Below are 15447 nucleotides of genomic sequence, written 5' to 3'. Positions count from 1 at the left end.
GGCGTGCGCGTCAGTCCGCGTCCTGCTCCAGCGCCGGCGGCGACGAGTGTAATGCCTTCTGCGCCAGGTCGTACACCTCGCGCGCACGTGCACTCTTGAGGCGATGGTCGCTCCATACCTGGCGCCAGCGCCGCGCCCCGCGCTGGCCGTGGCGCAGGCCCAGCATGCAGCGGGCCACGGCATACCACCAGGTGTCGTACCGGGCGGCTTCGCGCTCCATGTAGTCCACCATGGCCAGTTCCACCTCGTCGCGCGTGAGCGTGACGGCGCGGTCTGGTTCGCCGGCCATCAACCCGTCCCACCGGGTGAGTGACCACGGGTTGTGCCAGGCCTCGCGGCCGATCATCACGCCGTCGACGTGGCGCCAGTGTTCCTGGATCTGCTCCGCAGTCGTTACGCCGCCGTTGAGTGAAATATCGAGCTGCGGAAAATCCTGCTTCAGGCGATACACCACGTCGTAGCGCAGCGGCGGGATTTCGCGGTTTTCCTTGGGGCTCAGGCCCTTGAGCCAGGCATTGCGCGCATGCACGATGAAGTGCTGTACGCCACTGTCCGCCAGCGTGCCGACAAAATCGCGCACCATGGCGTAACTCTCGTCCTTGTCCAGCCCGATGCGGTGCTTGACCGTGACCGGCACGTGTTGCACCGCGTCCTGCATGGCCTTGACGCAATCGGCCACCAGATCCGGCTCGCGCATCAGGCAGGCCCCAAAGGCACCGGATTGCACACGCTCGCTCGGGCAGCCGCAGTTGAGGTTGATCTCGTCATAACCCCACTGCTCGCCCATGCGCGCGCTTTCGGCCAGCATGGCCGGATCGCTGCCGCCAAGCTGCAGCGCCACCGGATGCTCCTCGGCGTTGTAGCGCAGATGGCTGTCGGCCGCGCCGCGCGTGATGGCGCCCTGGTTGATCATCTCCGTATAGAGCAAGGCGTTCTTGCTCAGCAGCCGCCAGAAATAGCGGGCGTGCCGGTCGGAAACATCCAACAGCGGCGCAGTGGCCAGGCGCGGACGCTCACCCATGTATTACCCCAGCAGCATGCTGACAAACACCGCAATCACGCCAAGCGGTGCCACGAAACGGCTGACCACGCTCCAGATGGTGTAGCCGGTGCCTTCCAGGCCCAGTTCCTTGCGGATGCTTTCCTGGTTCATGAACCAGCCGGCGAAGATGATGATGCCCAGGCCGGTCAGCGGCAGCATGAACTTGCTGGTAAGCTTGTCCAGGAAGTCGAAGATGTTGTTGCCCATGATCTGCACATCGCTCCAGTGGTTGAAGGACAGCAGCGAGGCCACGCCCAGCAGCCAGATCACACTACCCGCCAGCAGGGTGGCCGACTTGCGGCCGAGCGGGGTCTTCTCTTCCAGCAGCGCCACCACCGGCTCCAGCAGCGACATGGAGGACGTCAGCGCGGCAAAGGTCAGCAGGATGAAAAACAGCGTACCCAGCAGCGTGCCGGCCGGCATGTTGCCGAAGGCGATGGGCAGCGTCACGAAGATCAGGCCGGGGCCGGAGCTGGGCTCGAGACCGTGCGAGAACACCAGCGGGAAGATCGCCAGGCCCGCCATCAGCGCGATTAAGGTATCCAGCAGCACTACCGTGCGTGCCGCGCCCAGCAGGTTCACATCCTTGCCCAGGTAGGCGCCATAGGCGGTCATGATGCCCATGCCCAACGACAGCGTGAAGAAGGCATGGCCCAGTGCGGCCAGCACCACGTTGCCATTCACGGCGGACCAGTCCGGCGTGAACAGGAACTGCAGCGTGCGCCCGAAGGAGTCGGTGGCGAGAATGCCGTTGGCCACCAGGATCAGCAGCACGACGACCAGCGCCGGCATCATGATCTTGGATGCGCGCTCCAGGCCGGACGTGACGCCCATGGCGACGATGCCCATGGTCAGCGCCATGAAGACCGTGTGCCACACCAGCAGGCTGTTGGAGTTGGCGAGGAAACCTTCGAACACGGCGCCGGTTTCCTTGCCCGTCATGCCGCTGAACGTACCGCTACCCGTGAGCAGCAGGTAGTCCAGCGCCCAGCCGCCGATCACGCTGTAGAACGACAGGATCAGGAAGGCGCCCAGCACGCCGGAAATGCCCAGCCACTTCCAGCCGCGGGAGCGGTTTTCGCTCACGGCCACGTGCTCCATGGCCTGGATCGGGTTCTTTTGCGCGCGACGGCCGATCAGCCACTCCATCACCAGGATGGGCACGCCGATCAGCGCAATGCACAGCAGATAGGTGATGACAAAGGCCGAGCCGCCGCTCACGCCGGTCATGTAGGGGAACTTCCAGATATTGCCGAGGCCGACGGCAGAGCCGGTAGCGGCCAGGATGAAGCCAAGCCGCGAGCCCCACTGGGCATGAGTGGATGTCATGATGCTGGAACCTTTCTTTGATCTCGTGGATGCAAAGCCCGGCAAATGCCGTCGCACGGCTGCAGGGATAGCCTGCAGCGCGCAGTCGCAAGTTTGCGGGAGGAGAAAAAATTGGTAATAGGCCAGTGCCGTGGAGGCAGATCAGGCAATTACCGTGCCTTGGCCGGGATGGTGGCCAAAGCGTCGGGTGGCCGACATTTTAGCCCAGGGGCCCGAGAGGAAACCCTAGGCAGTATCCCCAAGCAAACGATAGTCCCACGATGTCGGTCATTTGAGGTAGCTGCGCAGCACTTCCAGCAACTGTTCCGTGTCGGCCTCGCGCTGCTGCACGCTAGCGTCAGGGTCGCTCATGTGGCCGCTGATATGCCCTTCGAGCACCTGCAGCATCAGGCCATTGACAGCGCCACGGATGGACGCAATCTGCTGCAGCACCGTCATGCATTCGGCCTCTGAGTCGAGCGCCTTGCCCAGCGCCTGCACCTGCCCTTCGATGCGGCGCACGCGCGCCTGCAGGCGCTTCTTGTCGGAAACTGTGTGGCTCATGGCGGGCATCTTAGCAGCCCTTTCGGATCTGCAGAAATAGTATAGGGGGGTATACTATTTTTCACTAGCGCTTTGCCCGCTTCTGCATTGCATATGTCCCTCTCTTCCACTTCTTCCACCCCCGTGCGCCAGCCCTGCAAACACGGGCATTGCTTTGATACCGGCAATCCGCTGGCGGAACGTGGCACCCGGCTGGCCATGTGGCTCACCATCGTGATGATGGTGGCGGAGATTGTCGGAGGCTGGTGGTATGGCTCCATGGCGCTGCTGGCGGATGGCTGGCACATGGGATCACACGCCATCGCACTGGGGCTTGCCGCTTTCGCCTACGCTTACGCGCGCAGGCATGCAGCCGATCCGCGTTTTGCCTTTGGCACCTGGAAAGTGGAGGTGCTCGCCAGCTACACCAGTGCCCTGCTGCTGCTCGGGATTGCTGCGCTGATGCTGTATGAATCGGTGGAGCGCGTGCTCAATCCCGTGGCGATTCACTACAACGAAGCGATCACGGTGGCGATCATCGGGCTGGGGGTGAATCTTGTATGCGCCAAGCTACTGCATGGGGGACACGACCACGACCACGACCATGGGCATGGGCACGATGCTCATGGCGCACAGCACCATGATCTGAACCTGCATGCCGCCTACATCCATGTGCTGACCGACGCCGCAACTTCTGTGCTGGCCATCGTGGCGCTGTTTGCCGGCAAGTCGCGGCCGGGGGAATGCCCTGCCCGCCCGGAAGTTGTGCTCGCACGAGCGCCAGCGAAGCTGGTGATCAGGGTGCCTGGTCGCATGGCGATTCCTGACGACAGTGTAGGATAGCTGAAACTTCCGCATCCATTGTGCCTGCCCGATGCATCCAGACCGCCTCTTTCCCACTCGCCGCTCCGTTCTGCGCTCGGGCCTTTCCCTGGCGCTGGGAGGTACGCTTGCGCTCCGCACGCCGGCTGCAGCGGGGGCGGAGAACGGCAACTTGCTGCGATTCTTTGCGCCCTCTGGCTACCTCGCGGACCCGGAACGTATCCACACTGGAATCAATCGCCTGCTTGCCGCCGGTTTCAAGCTGGATAACACCCAGGCACTCTATCGCCGCCACCAGCGCTTTGCCGGCACGGATATCGAACGGATTGCTGATCTGCAAGATGTGGCCGGCGGGCGGGCGCCTGTGCCGAAGGTTTTGCTGGGCGCACGCGGCGGGTATGGCGCCATGCGCCTGCTGCCGCACATCGACTGGGTCTCCCTGGGCGGCCGCATGCGCGAGGCTGGGACACTGCTGCTGGGCTACAGCGATATCTGTGCCGTGCAACTCGCGCTGCTGGCTCAGGGCAGAACAGGCAGCTTCGCCGGACCCCTGCTCTACAGTGAATTCGGCAGCCCGAATCCCAGCCTGTATACGCTGCAGCAGTTCATCCGGACGGTGACCAGCCGCGAGTTGCAGATCGACGTTACGGCGCCAGTGGAAAGGCAGCTCAAGCTGCACGGCACTTGGTGGGGCGGCAATTTGTCCGTGCTGTCGTCGCTGGCAGGGAGCCCGTGGCTGCCGAACGTGCCAGGAGGCATTCTGTTTGTGGAGGACGTCGGCGAGCAGCCTTATCGCATCGAGCGGATGCTGCAAACACTGTATCTGGCCGGAGTTTTCAAACAGCAGCAGGCCATCGTTTTCGGCACTTTTCGGCTGAGCAAGGAACGCGACCTGTATGACGAGAGTTACGATCTGGATACGGTGATTGATACGCTGCGGCGCCTGACCAGGCTGCCTGTGCTGACAGGGTTCCCGTCGGGGCATATTCGGGACAAGGTAACGGTGCCGTTGGGTTATCCTGCGGCGCTGCAAACCGGCGCTCAAGGATATAGCGTGCGGTTTTCAGGCCATCCGATCCTGGAAACATCCCAATTGAACCTGCCCTCCCTGCTTGAGGTGCCAGAAGGAATCACGCCATCTCAGAGGCAAACCTTGCCCCAGGAGCCGGTCGAATGACCAGACGCATGTAAAAAAGAACCGACTCTCGCCGGCTCCTGTTTCACGGACTACGCAACGGGCAGGTCACACCACCCACTTGCGCGCATTCACCCACATCTGCATCCACGGGCTGAAGCCGCTGCGGTCGCCCGCCTGCTTCGGATCGGTCCAGCTCATCTGGATCTGGCGGAACACGCGCTCGGGGTGCGGCATCATGGCGGTGAAGCGGCCATCGGCGGTGGTTACGGCCGTCAGGCCGCCGGCACTGCCGTTGGGGTTGAACGGGTAGACCTCGGTCGGCTGGCCGTGGTTGTCCACGTAGCGCATGGCCTTGAGCACCTGGTTCTCGTTGCCCTGCACCGTGAAGTTGGCATAGCCTTCGCCATGCGCCACGGCGATCGGCAGGCGGCTGCCGGCCATGCCCTGCAGGAAGATGCTGGGCGATTCCAGTACCTCGACCATGCTCAGGCGCGCCTCGAAGCGTGCGCTCTGGTTGTGAGTGAAACGCGGCCAGTGCTCGGCACCCGGGATCATGCTGGCCAGTTCGGCAAACATCTGGCAACCGTTGCACACGCCCAGCGCGAAGGTGTCATTGCGGCCGAAGAACTGGGCGAAGGCGTCGCGCAGCATCGGGTTGAAGGTGATGGAGCGCGCCCAGCCCACACCGGCACCCAGGGTATCGCCGTAGCTGAAGCCGCCGCAGGCCACCACGCCCTGCATGTCGGCCAGCTTGACGCGGCCGGACTGCAGGTCTGTCATGTGCACGTCGAAGGCTTGGAAACCGGCACGGTCGAAGGCATAGGCCATCTCGATGTGCGAGTTAACGCCTTGCTCGCGCAGCACGGCCACGCGCGGGCGGCTGGTATGCACCGCAGGTGCTTCAGGCTTGAAGGTGAGGTGCACGTGCATGCCCGGGTCTTCCTTGACGCCGGCGGCTGCGTGCTCGCTGTCTGCGCACTCGGGGTTGTCGCGCAGCTGGCAGATTTTCCAGCTCACGCTGTCCCAGACCTGATGCAGGTCAAACAGGTCGGCCGCGAAGATCTGCTGCGCATCGCGCCAGATGGAGAGCTGGCCCTTGCCCAGTTCCATGGCGGAGGCGTCCGAGCGCACGGTACCGATGAAATGGCTGCTGGCGCCCAGACCGTGCTCACGCAGCACCTGCATGACGGCGCTGCGATCCGCACTGCGCACCTGCAGCACCACACCGAGTTCCTCGTTGAACAGGGCATTGAGCGTCTGCTCGTGGCGCAGGCCGCTGACCTGCTGCGCCCAGTTCTTGCTCTCGCCGCTGTCCATGCGGCTGTCGCTCACGCCGTCGCCGGCGCTCATCAGCATGTCGATATTCAGCGCCACGCCCACATGGCCGGCAAAGGCCATTTCGGCCACGGCCGCCAGCAGGCCGCCGTCGCTGCGGTCGTGGTAGGCCAGGATCTTGCCTTCGCTGCGAAGCTGGTTGATGGCCTTGACCAGTTCCACCAGATCCTGCGGAGAATCCAGATCCGGCACCACGTCGCCGCCCTGCCCCAGCACCTGGCTCAGAATGCTGCCGGCCATGCGATTCTGGCCGTGGCCCAGGTCGACCAGCAGCAGATGGGTTTCGGCTTCCTCGTTGTTCAGTTGCGGCGTGAGCGTGCCGCGCACGTCGTCCACTGTGGCGAAAGCGGAAACGATCAGGCTCACCGGCGATACCACCTTGCGGCTCTGGGCGGCGCCTTCAGCCGTCGGATCCTGCCACTGCGTGCGCATGGAGAGCGAGTCCTTGCCCACCGGAATCGAAACACCCAGCTGCGGGCACAGTTCCATGCCCACGGCCTCGACCGTGCGGTACAGCGCGGCATCTTCGCCGGCTTCGCCGCAGGCTGCCATCCAGTTGGCACTGAGCTTGACGCGCGACAGTTCGATCGGCGCGGCCAGCAGGTTGGTGATGGCTTCGGCCACGGCCATGCGACCAGAGGCGGGAGCATCGAGCACGGCCAGCGGGGTGCGCTCGCCCATGCTCATGGCCTCGCCGGCCACGCCAGAGTAATCGGTCAGGGTCACGGCTACATCGGCCACCGGTACCTGCCAGGGGCCGACCATCTGGTCGCGGTGCGTCAGGCCCCCCACGGCGCGGTCGCCGATGGTGATCAGGAAGCGCTTGCTGGCCACGGTCGGGTGGCTCAGCACCTGAATCACGGCGTCCTGCAGGGTGATATCGCTCACGTCCAGCGGCATGCCCTTGTGCTGGATGGTCTGCACATTGCGCTGCATCTTGGGCGGCTTGCCCAGCAGCACGTTCATCGGCATATCGACCGGCTGCTGGCCTTCCCTGGCGGCAGCGCCAGTCTCCAGATCGATGTCGCCCACCTTCAGCTCACGCTCTTCAGTGGTGACGCCGACGACCGCAAACGGGCAACGCTCGCGCTCGCACAGGGCGCGGAACTTGGCCAGGCTCTCGGGCGCGATGGCCATGACGTAGCGTTCCTGGCTCTCATTGCACCAGATTTCCTTGGGCGCCATGCCGGTTTCTTCCAGCGGCACCTGGCGCAGGTCGAAACGGGCACCACGTGCGGCGTCGTTGACCAGCTCGGGGAAGGCATTGGACAGGCCGCCGGCGCCCACGTCGTGGATGGCCAGGATCGGGTTGTTGTCGCCCATGGCCCAGCAGTGGTTGATCACCTCCTGGGCACGGCGCTCGATTTCGGGGTTGCCGCGCTGCACGGAGTCGAAGTCCAGATGCGCGGCGTTGGCGCCGCTGCTCATGGAGCTGGCCGCGCCGCCGCCCATGCCGATGCGCATGCCGGGGCCGCCGAGCTGCACCAGCAGGGTGCCGGCCGGGAACATGATCTTGTGCGTCTGCGTGGCGTCGATGGAGCCCAGGCCGCCAGCAATCATGATGGGCTTGTGGTAGCCCATCTGGCGTACCTGCACGCCATCGGCAGTGCTGCTGACGATGGTCTGCTCATACTCGCGGAAGTAACCGGCCAGGTTCGGGCGGCCGAATTCGTCGTTGAAGGCGGCGCCGCCAAGCGGGCCCTCGATCATGATCTGCAGCGGGCTGGCGATATGCGCCGGCTTGCCGCCGGGCTGATCGCTCATGCCGTCCCACAGTTTGGAGACGGTAAAACCGGTCAGGCCGGCCTTGGGACGGGAGCCGCGGCCGGTGGCGCCTTCGTCGCGGATCTCGCCGCCGGCGCCGGTGGCTGCGCCCGCGTACGGAGAAATCGCCGTCGGGTGGTTGTGCGTCTCGACCTTCATCAGCACGTGCTGCAGCACCTCTTCGCCTGCGTAGGCCATGCCTTCGCAAGTATCCCGATTGGCCACAAAACGTTCACTGTTACGGCCTTCCATGATGGCGGCGTTGTCACTGTAGGCCACGATGGTGTGCTGCGGCGACACCTGCTCGGTGTTGCGGATCATGCCGAACAGCGACTTGACCTGCTTCTCGCCATCGATGGTGAACTCGGCATTGAAAATCTTGTGGCGGCAGTGTTCGCTATTGGCCTGGGCGAACATCATCAGCTCGACGTCGGTCGGGTTGCGCTGCAGCGTGGTGAAGGCATCCACCAGGTAGTCGATTTCATCATCGGCCAGGGCCAGGCCCCAGTTTTTGTTGGCGACTTCCAGCGCCGCGCGGCCGCCCTGCAGCACGTCGACCTGCTCCATGGGAGCGGCCGGGAGGTGGGTGAACAGATCCTTGGCGGCGTCGAGCGAAGGCAACACACTTTCTGTCATGCGGTCGTGCAGCAAAGCCGCCACTGCTTCGCGTTCGCTGTCGCTCAGACTGGCGCCGTGCAGGAAGTATTCGGTGCCACGCTCCACGCGGCGCACACCGGCAGTTTCGGTCAGGCCGCAGTTGCGGGCAATGTCGGTGGCCTTGGACGCCCAGGGCGACACGGTGCCGATGCGGGGGGTGACGACGAGGGTGGTGTTGGCAGCGCCCTGCTCGTTGTAGGCCTCGCCGTAGGTCAGCAATTGCTCCAGCGAGGTGCGGCTGGCGGGATCGAGTTCGGTATCGCTTTCCACCCAGTGGGCAAAGCGCGCGCTGATGGCCTGCACACCCGGCGCCACCGCCTGGATCTGGTTCAGCAACTGGCGTGCACGAAACGCGGTCAGGGCATTGCCGCCCTCGAAGGATGTGATGAATGTTTGCATGGGGGTGGACGCAGTGGACATGAGGCCGCTGGAGGGTCTGGAATCAGGGATGCAAGCTGTCGGCGCAAGCCGCCAGTGCCAGGATTCTGCCAATGAAAAAACCTGCCGGTACTGCTACCGGCATGACAGACTCCATTGTAAACGTCACGTGTAATGCGAGTGCCCCCGCGACGGCCAAAACTGCTGCCATCCAGGGCGATTACAACGGTTCAGGCAAAGACTTCCCACGGCACGACGCAGGAAGCGCCGGGCTGCTCCATGCGCAGCACCTGCAGGTTGAACACCTGCTGCAGCAGATCGTCGTCCAGCACGGCATGCGGTGCACCCCGGGCCACCATGCGGCCCTGCTGCAGCACGCAAACCTGCGTGCAGAAGCGCGAGGCCAGCGTCAGATCGTGCAGCACCACGGCGACAGCCATGCCCTGCCCTGCCAGTTGCTGCAGCAAGGCCATGATGTGGAGTTGGTGGGCCGGATCGAGCGCCGCCAGTGGCTCGTCGGCCAGCAGGACCGGGGCCTGCGTGGCGAGGGCACGGGCCAGAAGCACACGGGCGCGCTCGCCGCCCGAAAGCGTCTGCACGTTGCGCGCGGCCAGGGTGTGGCAGTCGGCCAGTTCCATGGCCTGCTCCACTGCCTGCCGGCCGGACGCGGTGTGACCATCGCCATGCGGCAGACGGCCCAAGGCGACCACATCACGCACCGGCAGCGGCCAGTGCACCTGCTGGCCCTGCGCCAGATAGGCCATGCGCCGTGCGCGCTCGCGTGCGGACCAGTGCTGCAGGGGCTTGTCTTCCAGCGTGATGGCGCCCTGCTCCGGCTGCACCACGCCGAGCAAGGCGCGCAGCAGCGTGGTCTTGCCGGCTCCGTTGGGACCCAGCACGCCGAGCAACTGGCCTGGCTGCAGTTCGAGATGCACGCCGTCCAGCAGACGGCGCTCCTCGGCCTTGACCACGAGGCCGCTGGCCTGCAACAGTGAAGCCTTGCCGGCTACTTGCGTCTGCATGGCCTGATCCTGCATCACTGCGCTCATGCTTCCCTCCGGTGCAGACGCAGAATCAGCGACAGGAAGAACGGCGCACCAATCAGCGCCGTCAGCACACCCAGCTTGAGCTCCTGTCCTTCGTTGTAGAGCAGGCGCACGCCCATGTCCGCCAGCAGCAGCAGCACGGCACCCGCCCATGCGGAAGCGGGCAGCAATCGAGCCGGATCGGCCTTGACCCAGGGGCGCATCAGGTGCGGCGCAACGAGTCCGATAAAGCCGATCGATCCCGCCACCGATACGGCCGCACCGACGCTGCAGGCCGTCCCGACCAGCACCAGCAGGCGCAGTCGGCGCAGATCGATGCCCAGCGAGTGCGCCGTTTCCTCGCCCAGTGCCAGTGCCTGCAGGCCGCGGCGGGACTGCCACAGCAACAGCATCCCGACCAGGATCGCGGGCACGGCGAGCCCGACTTCGCGCATGCTGCGGTCGGCCAGCGAGCCCATCATCCAGAACACGATTTCCTGCAAGGCAAAGGCATTGCGCGACCAGTTCATCACCAGCGCGATCAGGGCGCTGCTGAGCGCCGAAATTGCCACACCGGCCAGAATCAGCGTGGTGGTGTCATCGTTGCGGCGCGCCAACGCAAACACCAGCGCAACGGCCAGCGCCGTGCCGGCCATGCCTGCGAGTGGCAAGGCCAGCACCATCGCCTGGGCCAGACCGGTATACAGCGCCACCACGGCGCCCAGCGCCGCGCCGCCTGTCACGCCCAGCAGCCCGGGTTCTGCCAGGGGATTGCGCAGCAGGCCCTGCAAGGCCGCACCGGACATGCCCAGGGACGCCCCCACCGCCACGCACAGCACGGTGCGGGGCACGCGCAAGTCCCACAGGATGCGCGACGGCACCCATTCACCCGCCAGCGCGCCCTGCAGCAGGCGCAGCGGTTTCATGTCGGCATAGCCCACGGCCAGCGAGGCGAGCGCCAACGCCGCCAGCAGCAGCCATGCTGGCAGCCACCACAGGCTGGAGCGAATTCCGGTTTCTTGCATGGCCCGCATTATGAAGCGCTCTTGCGCTGCGCCAGCATGCGCGCCACCTGCAGACTCCAGTAGCCGCCGCAGATGGTCATGCGCGTCGGCAGGATGGTCTCGCTCAGGCTGGTACCGGCCAGCGCGGGATGCAGTTGCTCACGCGGTTCCACACTGGGGAGCTTGCGCGCGTAATCGGGGGTCATCATCAGGTCGGGCTGGGCTTCGACCAGGCGCTCCAGCGGCAAATAGCCGTAGCCATTGAGGCCTGCCAGCACGCCGGCATTGCGATAGCCGGCCAGTTGCAGCAGCTCATCCATCATGGTGCCCTTGCCGGTGCTGTAGCCCTGCCAGCTGCGCTCGGCGGCGATCGGCCAGGGCTTTGGATCGCCCTGCACGGTGGTGCGCAGCGCCTGCTCCTGTTCGCGGATGGTCTGCACGAGCTTCTGCCCGCGCTCTGGCTCGCCGACGGCAGCGGCGACAAGCTCAGTCTGCGTGACCACTTCGTCCAGCTTGTGCGCCAGCGGCACCTCCACCACGCGGATGCCGAGATCGCGCAGCATCTGGCTGGTGTAACGCGTGGTGTAGGCACCTACCAGCACCAGATCGGGCTTGAGCAGCAGCACTTCTTCCGTATCGCCACGGACAATCGGCAAGGTGCGCGCCTTCGTCTCCAGCATGGACAGCTCGGGATCATGCGCCAGCTTGCTCAGTGCCGCGATACGCTGCGGCTCGACCAGCTGCAGCAGCAACTGGTCGGCGCAGAGGTTGAGGGAGACGATGCGCTGGGGCTTGGCGGTAATGGCCGCCTTGCTCGCCCCAAGCGGAGCGGGTTTGTCGGCCGGTTGGCAGCCCCCTAGCGTTGCCAGCAGACACACGCCAGCCGCCACCGTAACGCCCCACCGCCCCCGCCGAGGCGGCGGAACGGGCGAACATTCAGCGGATTCGGGCGTGTGCCACACAGTCATGCCGGCAGCTTACTTGAAGTCCCAGCGGTAACCCAGCTTGAACTCGCGGCCGGGCATGGCATAGCCGGGAACCGACTCGTAATACTTGTCGAACAGGTTGTCGACACTGAAGCTCAGGGTGTGATTCGGCAGGAAGCGGTAGGCCACGCTGGCGTCCCACAGGGTGTAGCCCGGGTACTGCTTGGTGGTACTGCTCCAGTCGGCAAAGAAGGCGCTCTTGGTGGCCTTGCCGGTATAACGGGCGCCCACTCGCGTGTGCAACTTGTCCCAGTTGCCGTCCAGTGTCAAGCGTGCACTGTGTTTGGGTACGTACTCAAGATCTTTCCATACACCCTTGCTCTCTGATTCGGCGCGGAGGCTATGGGTATAACCCAATCCGAGTTTGAGATTGGGATTGATGTCCCAGCCTGCCGTGAGTTCGAGTCCGCGCATGCGGGCCTGATCTGCGTTGATCCAACTGGTGTAGCCTTTGCCTGCTTCCTGATATTTGTAGCTGACGATCTTGTCCTTGACGCGGGTGTCATAAAAGGTCAGGTCAACGTTCCAGTCAGGCTGTTCCAGCGTGACGCCGATATCCGCGCTGCGGCTGCTCTCGGGCTTCAGGTTGGGGTTGCCACGGTAGTTCGAGAACGTGGAGTAGTCCCCTGCCAGCTTCCATGCGCTGGGCGCCATGAAGCCCTTGCCGGCCGAGGCGTGCACGGCCACCATCGGCGTAAAGTAGTGCTTGATACCCGCGCTCGGGCTGAACTGGTTGAATGTCCGGCTTTGCGGCGTATTGTTGGGCAGCAGGGCCGTCGGCAAGGTGGACAGCTTGAAGCGGTCATAACGTCCACCCACGTACACGTTGGTCTGATCGTTATTGAATGCCATATGCTGTTGCGCGTAGATGGCAGTCGTCTGCAGCTTGCTGTCGGGGTTGTAAACCGTTGCGGGACCGAACAGGTAGCTGACCGATCCGGCCTTGGTCTGGTCGTAATCCACACCATACACCAGCTTGTAGCCATCCGCCCAGGTCCATTCATCCTTGAGTTGTGCGCCCTGCCAGGTGATTTTTGCATCGAAATCCAGCGGACGCTGGCCGCTTGGCGGCGCCTTGTAAGTAGTGTTGGTTTCCTTGCCGGAATAGACAGCCGCGCTCAACGCATGTTGCCCCATCACCCCCTTGAGCTTGGCACTGTACAAATCGCGCTTCACATCCTTGACAGTAGGCTTGCCGTCATACTCCGACCAGGCACCAGGGTTCCCAACATCATCGCCGCGCGCCACATCTGCACGAGCGTCAAGTGTCCAGCCCGGAGCAAGTTCAAAACCGAGCCGGAGTCCGTGACTGTACTGAGTGGCAGCGCTGTTGTTCCAGCGCGTGCCATCGCCGGACTTGTAGTCACCCTGCTTCTGCCATGATCCGAAATAGTCCAGGTTCAGCCACGGAGTCAGTGCACCGCCAATATCCGCTTGCACCGAACGATGCTTGAAGTTGCCGACAGAAACGCCAACCCCGCCCTGCAGATCGCCAGTACGGCGAACCGGAATCACATTGATAACGCCAGACATGGCTTGTGCGCCATACAAAGCAGAAGACGGTCCGCGCAGCACCTCGACCCGAGCGGCCCCCTGGCTGGGAATCAGGCCAATGTTGTCCTTGATGGCAGGGATGCCGTCCTGCAGAAACAGCGTCTGCCACGACTCACCCACCATCGGAGAACTGGGCGTATAACCGCGCACGGAAACGGCAGCATTCATGCCCGGATACTGTTTGATATCGACGTTGGCGGTCTTGTCCAGCAGGTCAGCCAGATCGTGGTGGGGTGTCTGCTCGATTTCCTTGCGGGTAACCACCTCGATACGCTGTGGCGTATCCTTCAGGCGCATTTCCGATCGTGCGCCCGTTACGACGACGCGATAGGTGTCTGCATTGGCGCCAGTGTCTTGCGATGCAGCCACAACCTCAACAGGCCCTGCCGTCTGCGCCACGGCAGCAGCAACCGGCGTCAGGCAGAAAAGCAAGCCTGCCAGGCGGATGGATTCCATTTTCATTTTCAAAGCCACTCTCGATTTTCCTGATGGCCACGCTGCACGCAGACAGTTTCGCTGCAGGCATTGCACGACATCGCACAGGCCATGCAAAGCCTGCTTGCGTTGTCACGACGATGCCGGAAGAAACAAGCGATGTTCTGTCTGCTCCCCGCAGACGGCCAGGTTCAAGCTGTCGCAACCCTGATCCGACAGCATCCACAACAACAGGCCGGTATCCGGACTCGCAAGTTCTGGTGCATCGCCTTCCCACAGGCGGCGCGCGCGTTGCCTTGCACAACGCCGCACCGCACCTGCAGTGGCTGCCGCGCCATCGATTGGCGCAGCCTGATACACCCACACTCGCTTACCGTTGCGGGGGCAGTCCGGGCCTGACGTTGCCATGCAACGCGCACCCGGTTCCCGTTTAACCTGCGCATTCCGGCCGCAGCCGGCGCCTGCAGGCACCTGTGGTCTAGTGCACCGGCCACACGCCGATGCGTGACCGATTGTAATTACAAACCCTGTCGCTGCCCACGAAATGGGCAAGACATTGCCGTTCAAGTGCCTGTACGCAACGCCCCTTTGCCCACGCGGGATGCCGCATTGCAGGATAATTGCGCCCCATGACCATCAAGATTCATACACCCGAAGAAATCGATCACATGCGGGTGGCCTGCCGTTTCGCGGCCGAGCTGCTCGACTATATCGGCCCGCACATCGTCCCCGGCGTCACCACCAACGAGATCGACCGCCTGTGCGAGGAGTACACCTCCAGCCGTGGTTCCGTTTCTGCGCCGCTCAACTACGCGCCCCCGGGCCACACGCCCTACCCCAAGTCCATCTGCACTTCGGTCAACCAGCAGGTGTGCCACGGCATCCCCAACGACAAGCCGCTGAAAAAAGGCGATATCGTCAACATTGACGTGACCCCCATCACCAACGGCTGGCATGGCGACAGCAGCCGCATGTTCATCGTGGGCGGCGAAGATGCTGCGCCCCCGTTCGTGCGCCGTCTGTGCCGCGTCACCCATGAGTCGATGTGGAAAGGCATTGTCGAAGTCAAGCCGGGCGCGCGCCTGGGCGATATCGGCAGCGCCATCCAGAAATACGTCGAAAGCCACGGCTACAGCGTGGTGCGCGAATTCTGCGGCCACGGCATCGGACAGGAATTCCATACCGAACCGCAGGTACTGCACTACGGCAAGCCCGGCACGCTGGAAGAGCTGCAGCCCGGCATGATTTTCACGATTGAACCGATGGTCAACGCCGGCCGCCGCGAGATCAAGGAATCGAACGACGGCTGGTCCATCGTGACGAAGGACCGTTCGCTGTCGGCCCAGTACGAGCACACCATCGTCGTGACCGAAACCGGCTACGAAGTGCTGACCGTATCCGAAGGCATGCCTGCGCTGCCGGATTTCGTCAGCGCCATCCGCACCTGAACCCGGCC

The 15447-nt window shown here is 63.9% G+C and carries 10 protein-coding genes, 1 pseudogene and 1 riboswitch; of the genes and pseudogenes, 3 read left to right on the top strand and 8 right to left on the bottom strand.

The annotated features are described in order from the left end of the window. Positions 1-10 precede the first annotated feature (10 nt). The 3 genes from dusA to KKQ75_RS04235 all read right to left on the bottom strand — a co-directional run bounded on the left by dusA (position 11) and on the right by KKQ75_RS04235 (position 2914). Positions 11-1021: a tRNA dihydrouridine(20/20a) synthase DusA gene (gene dusA / locus KKQ75_RS04245; RefSeq protein ID WP_213360559.1), complete on the bottom strand. Its 1011-nt coding sequence runs from the start codon at positions 1019-1021 to the stop codon at positions 11-13. Between the two features lie 3 nt (positions 1022-1024). Continuing rightward, positions 1025-2371: a sodium-dependent transporter gene (locus KKQ75_RS04240; RefSeq protein ID WP_213360555.1), complete on the bottom strand. Its 1347-nt coding sequence runs from the start codon at positions 2369-2371 to the stop codon at positions 1025-1027. Between the two features lie 267 nt (positions 2372-2638). Then, on the bottom strand, positions 2639-2914 hold the full coding sequence (locus tag KKQ75_RS04235) for a metal/formaldehyde-sensitive transcriptional repressor (protein ID WP_213360553.1): 276 nt from the start codon (positions 2912-2914) through the stop codon (positions 2639-2641). Between the two features lie 93 nt (positions 2915-3007). Here KKQ75_RS04235 and KKQ75_RS04230 point away from each other — a divergent pair. Together KKQ75_RS04230 and KKQ75_RS04225 are read left to right on the top strand one after the other, a co-directional pair. Beyond that, a pseudogene (locus KKQ75_RS04230) lies at positions 3008-3619 on the top strand (cation diffusion facilitator family transporter); the annotation flags it as partial. A 148-nt stretch (positions 3620-3767) separates the two neighbouring features. Then, positions 3768-4892: an LD-carboxypeptidase gene (locus KKQ75_RS04225; RefSeq protein ID WP_213360547.1), complete on the top strand. Its 1125-nt coding sequence runs from the start codon at positions 3768-3770 to the stop codon at positions 4890-4892. Positions 4893-4958: 66 nt separating this feature from the next. Here KKQ75_RS04225 and purL read toward each other — a convergent pair whose 3' ends face one another. The 5 genes from purL to KKQ75_RS04200 all read right to left on the bottom strand — a co-directional run bounded on the left by purL (position 4959) and on the right by KKQ75_RS04200 (position 14012). Then, on the bottom strand, positions 4959-9008 hold the full coding sequence (purL, locus tag KKQ75_RS04220) for a phosphoribosylformylglycinamidine synthase (RefSeq protein ID WP_213360544.1): 4050 nt from the start codon (positions 9006-9008) through the stop codon (positions 4959-4961). 209 nt (positions 9009-9217) lie between these two features. Next, positions 9218-10036: a heme ABC transporter ATP-binding protein gene (locus tag KKQ75_RS04215; RefSeq protein ID WP_213360541.1), complete on the bottom strand. Its 819-nt coding sequence runs from the start codon at positions 10034-10036 to the stop codon at positions 9218-9220. Next, positions 10033-11037 (bottom strand): FecCD family ABC transporter permease, encoded by a 1005-nt coding sequence (locus tag KKQ75_RS04210; protein WP_250130998.1) that lies wholly within the window; start codon positions 11035-11037, stop codon positions 10033-10035. Before KKQ75_RS04210 ends, KKQ75_RS04215 begins: the two co-directional genes overlap by 4 nt. 8 nt (positions 11038-11045) lie before the next feature. After that, positions 11046-11894, bottom strand: a complete 849-nt coding sequence (locus KKQ75_RS04205; RefSeq protein ID WP_213360537.1) for an ABC transporter substrate-binding protein — start codon at positions 11892-11894, stop codon at positions 11046-11048. 99 nt (positions 11895-11993) lie between these two features. Next, complete coding sequence (locus KKQ75_RS04200) at positions 11994-14012, bottom strand: TonB-dependent receptor plug domain-containing protein (RefSeq protein WP_213360535.1); 2019 nt, start codon at positions 14010-14012, stop codon at positions 11994-11996. Between the two features lie 195 nt (positions 14013-14207). Then, a riboswitch (cobalamin riboswitch) is annotated at positions 14208-14481 on the bottom strand. Between the two features lie 139 nt (positions 14482-14620). On the opposite strand from KKQ75_RS04200, the gene map reads away from it, so the two are divergent. After that, positions 14621-15439, top strand: coding sequence for a type I methionyl aminopeptidase (map, locus tag KKQ75_RS04195; RefSeq protein ID WP_213360533.1), 819 nt, complete (start codon positions 14621-14623; stop codon positions 15437-15439). Positions 15440-15447: the final 8 nt, after the last annotated feature.

It is taken from the genome of Brachymonas denitrificans (assembly GCF_907163135.1).
GTDB classification, from domain to species: domain Bacteria; phylum Pseudomonadota; class Gammaproteobacteria; order Burkholderiales; family Burkholderiaceae_C; genus Brachymonas; species Brachymonas denitrificans_A.
This window is presented reverse-complemented; position numbering and strand designations above follow the sequence as displayed.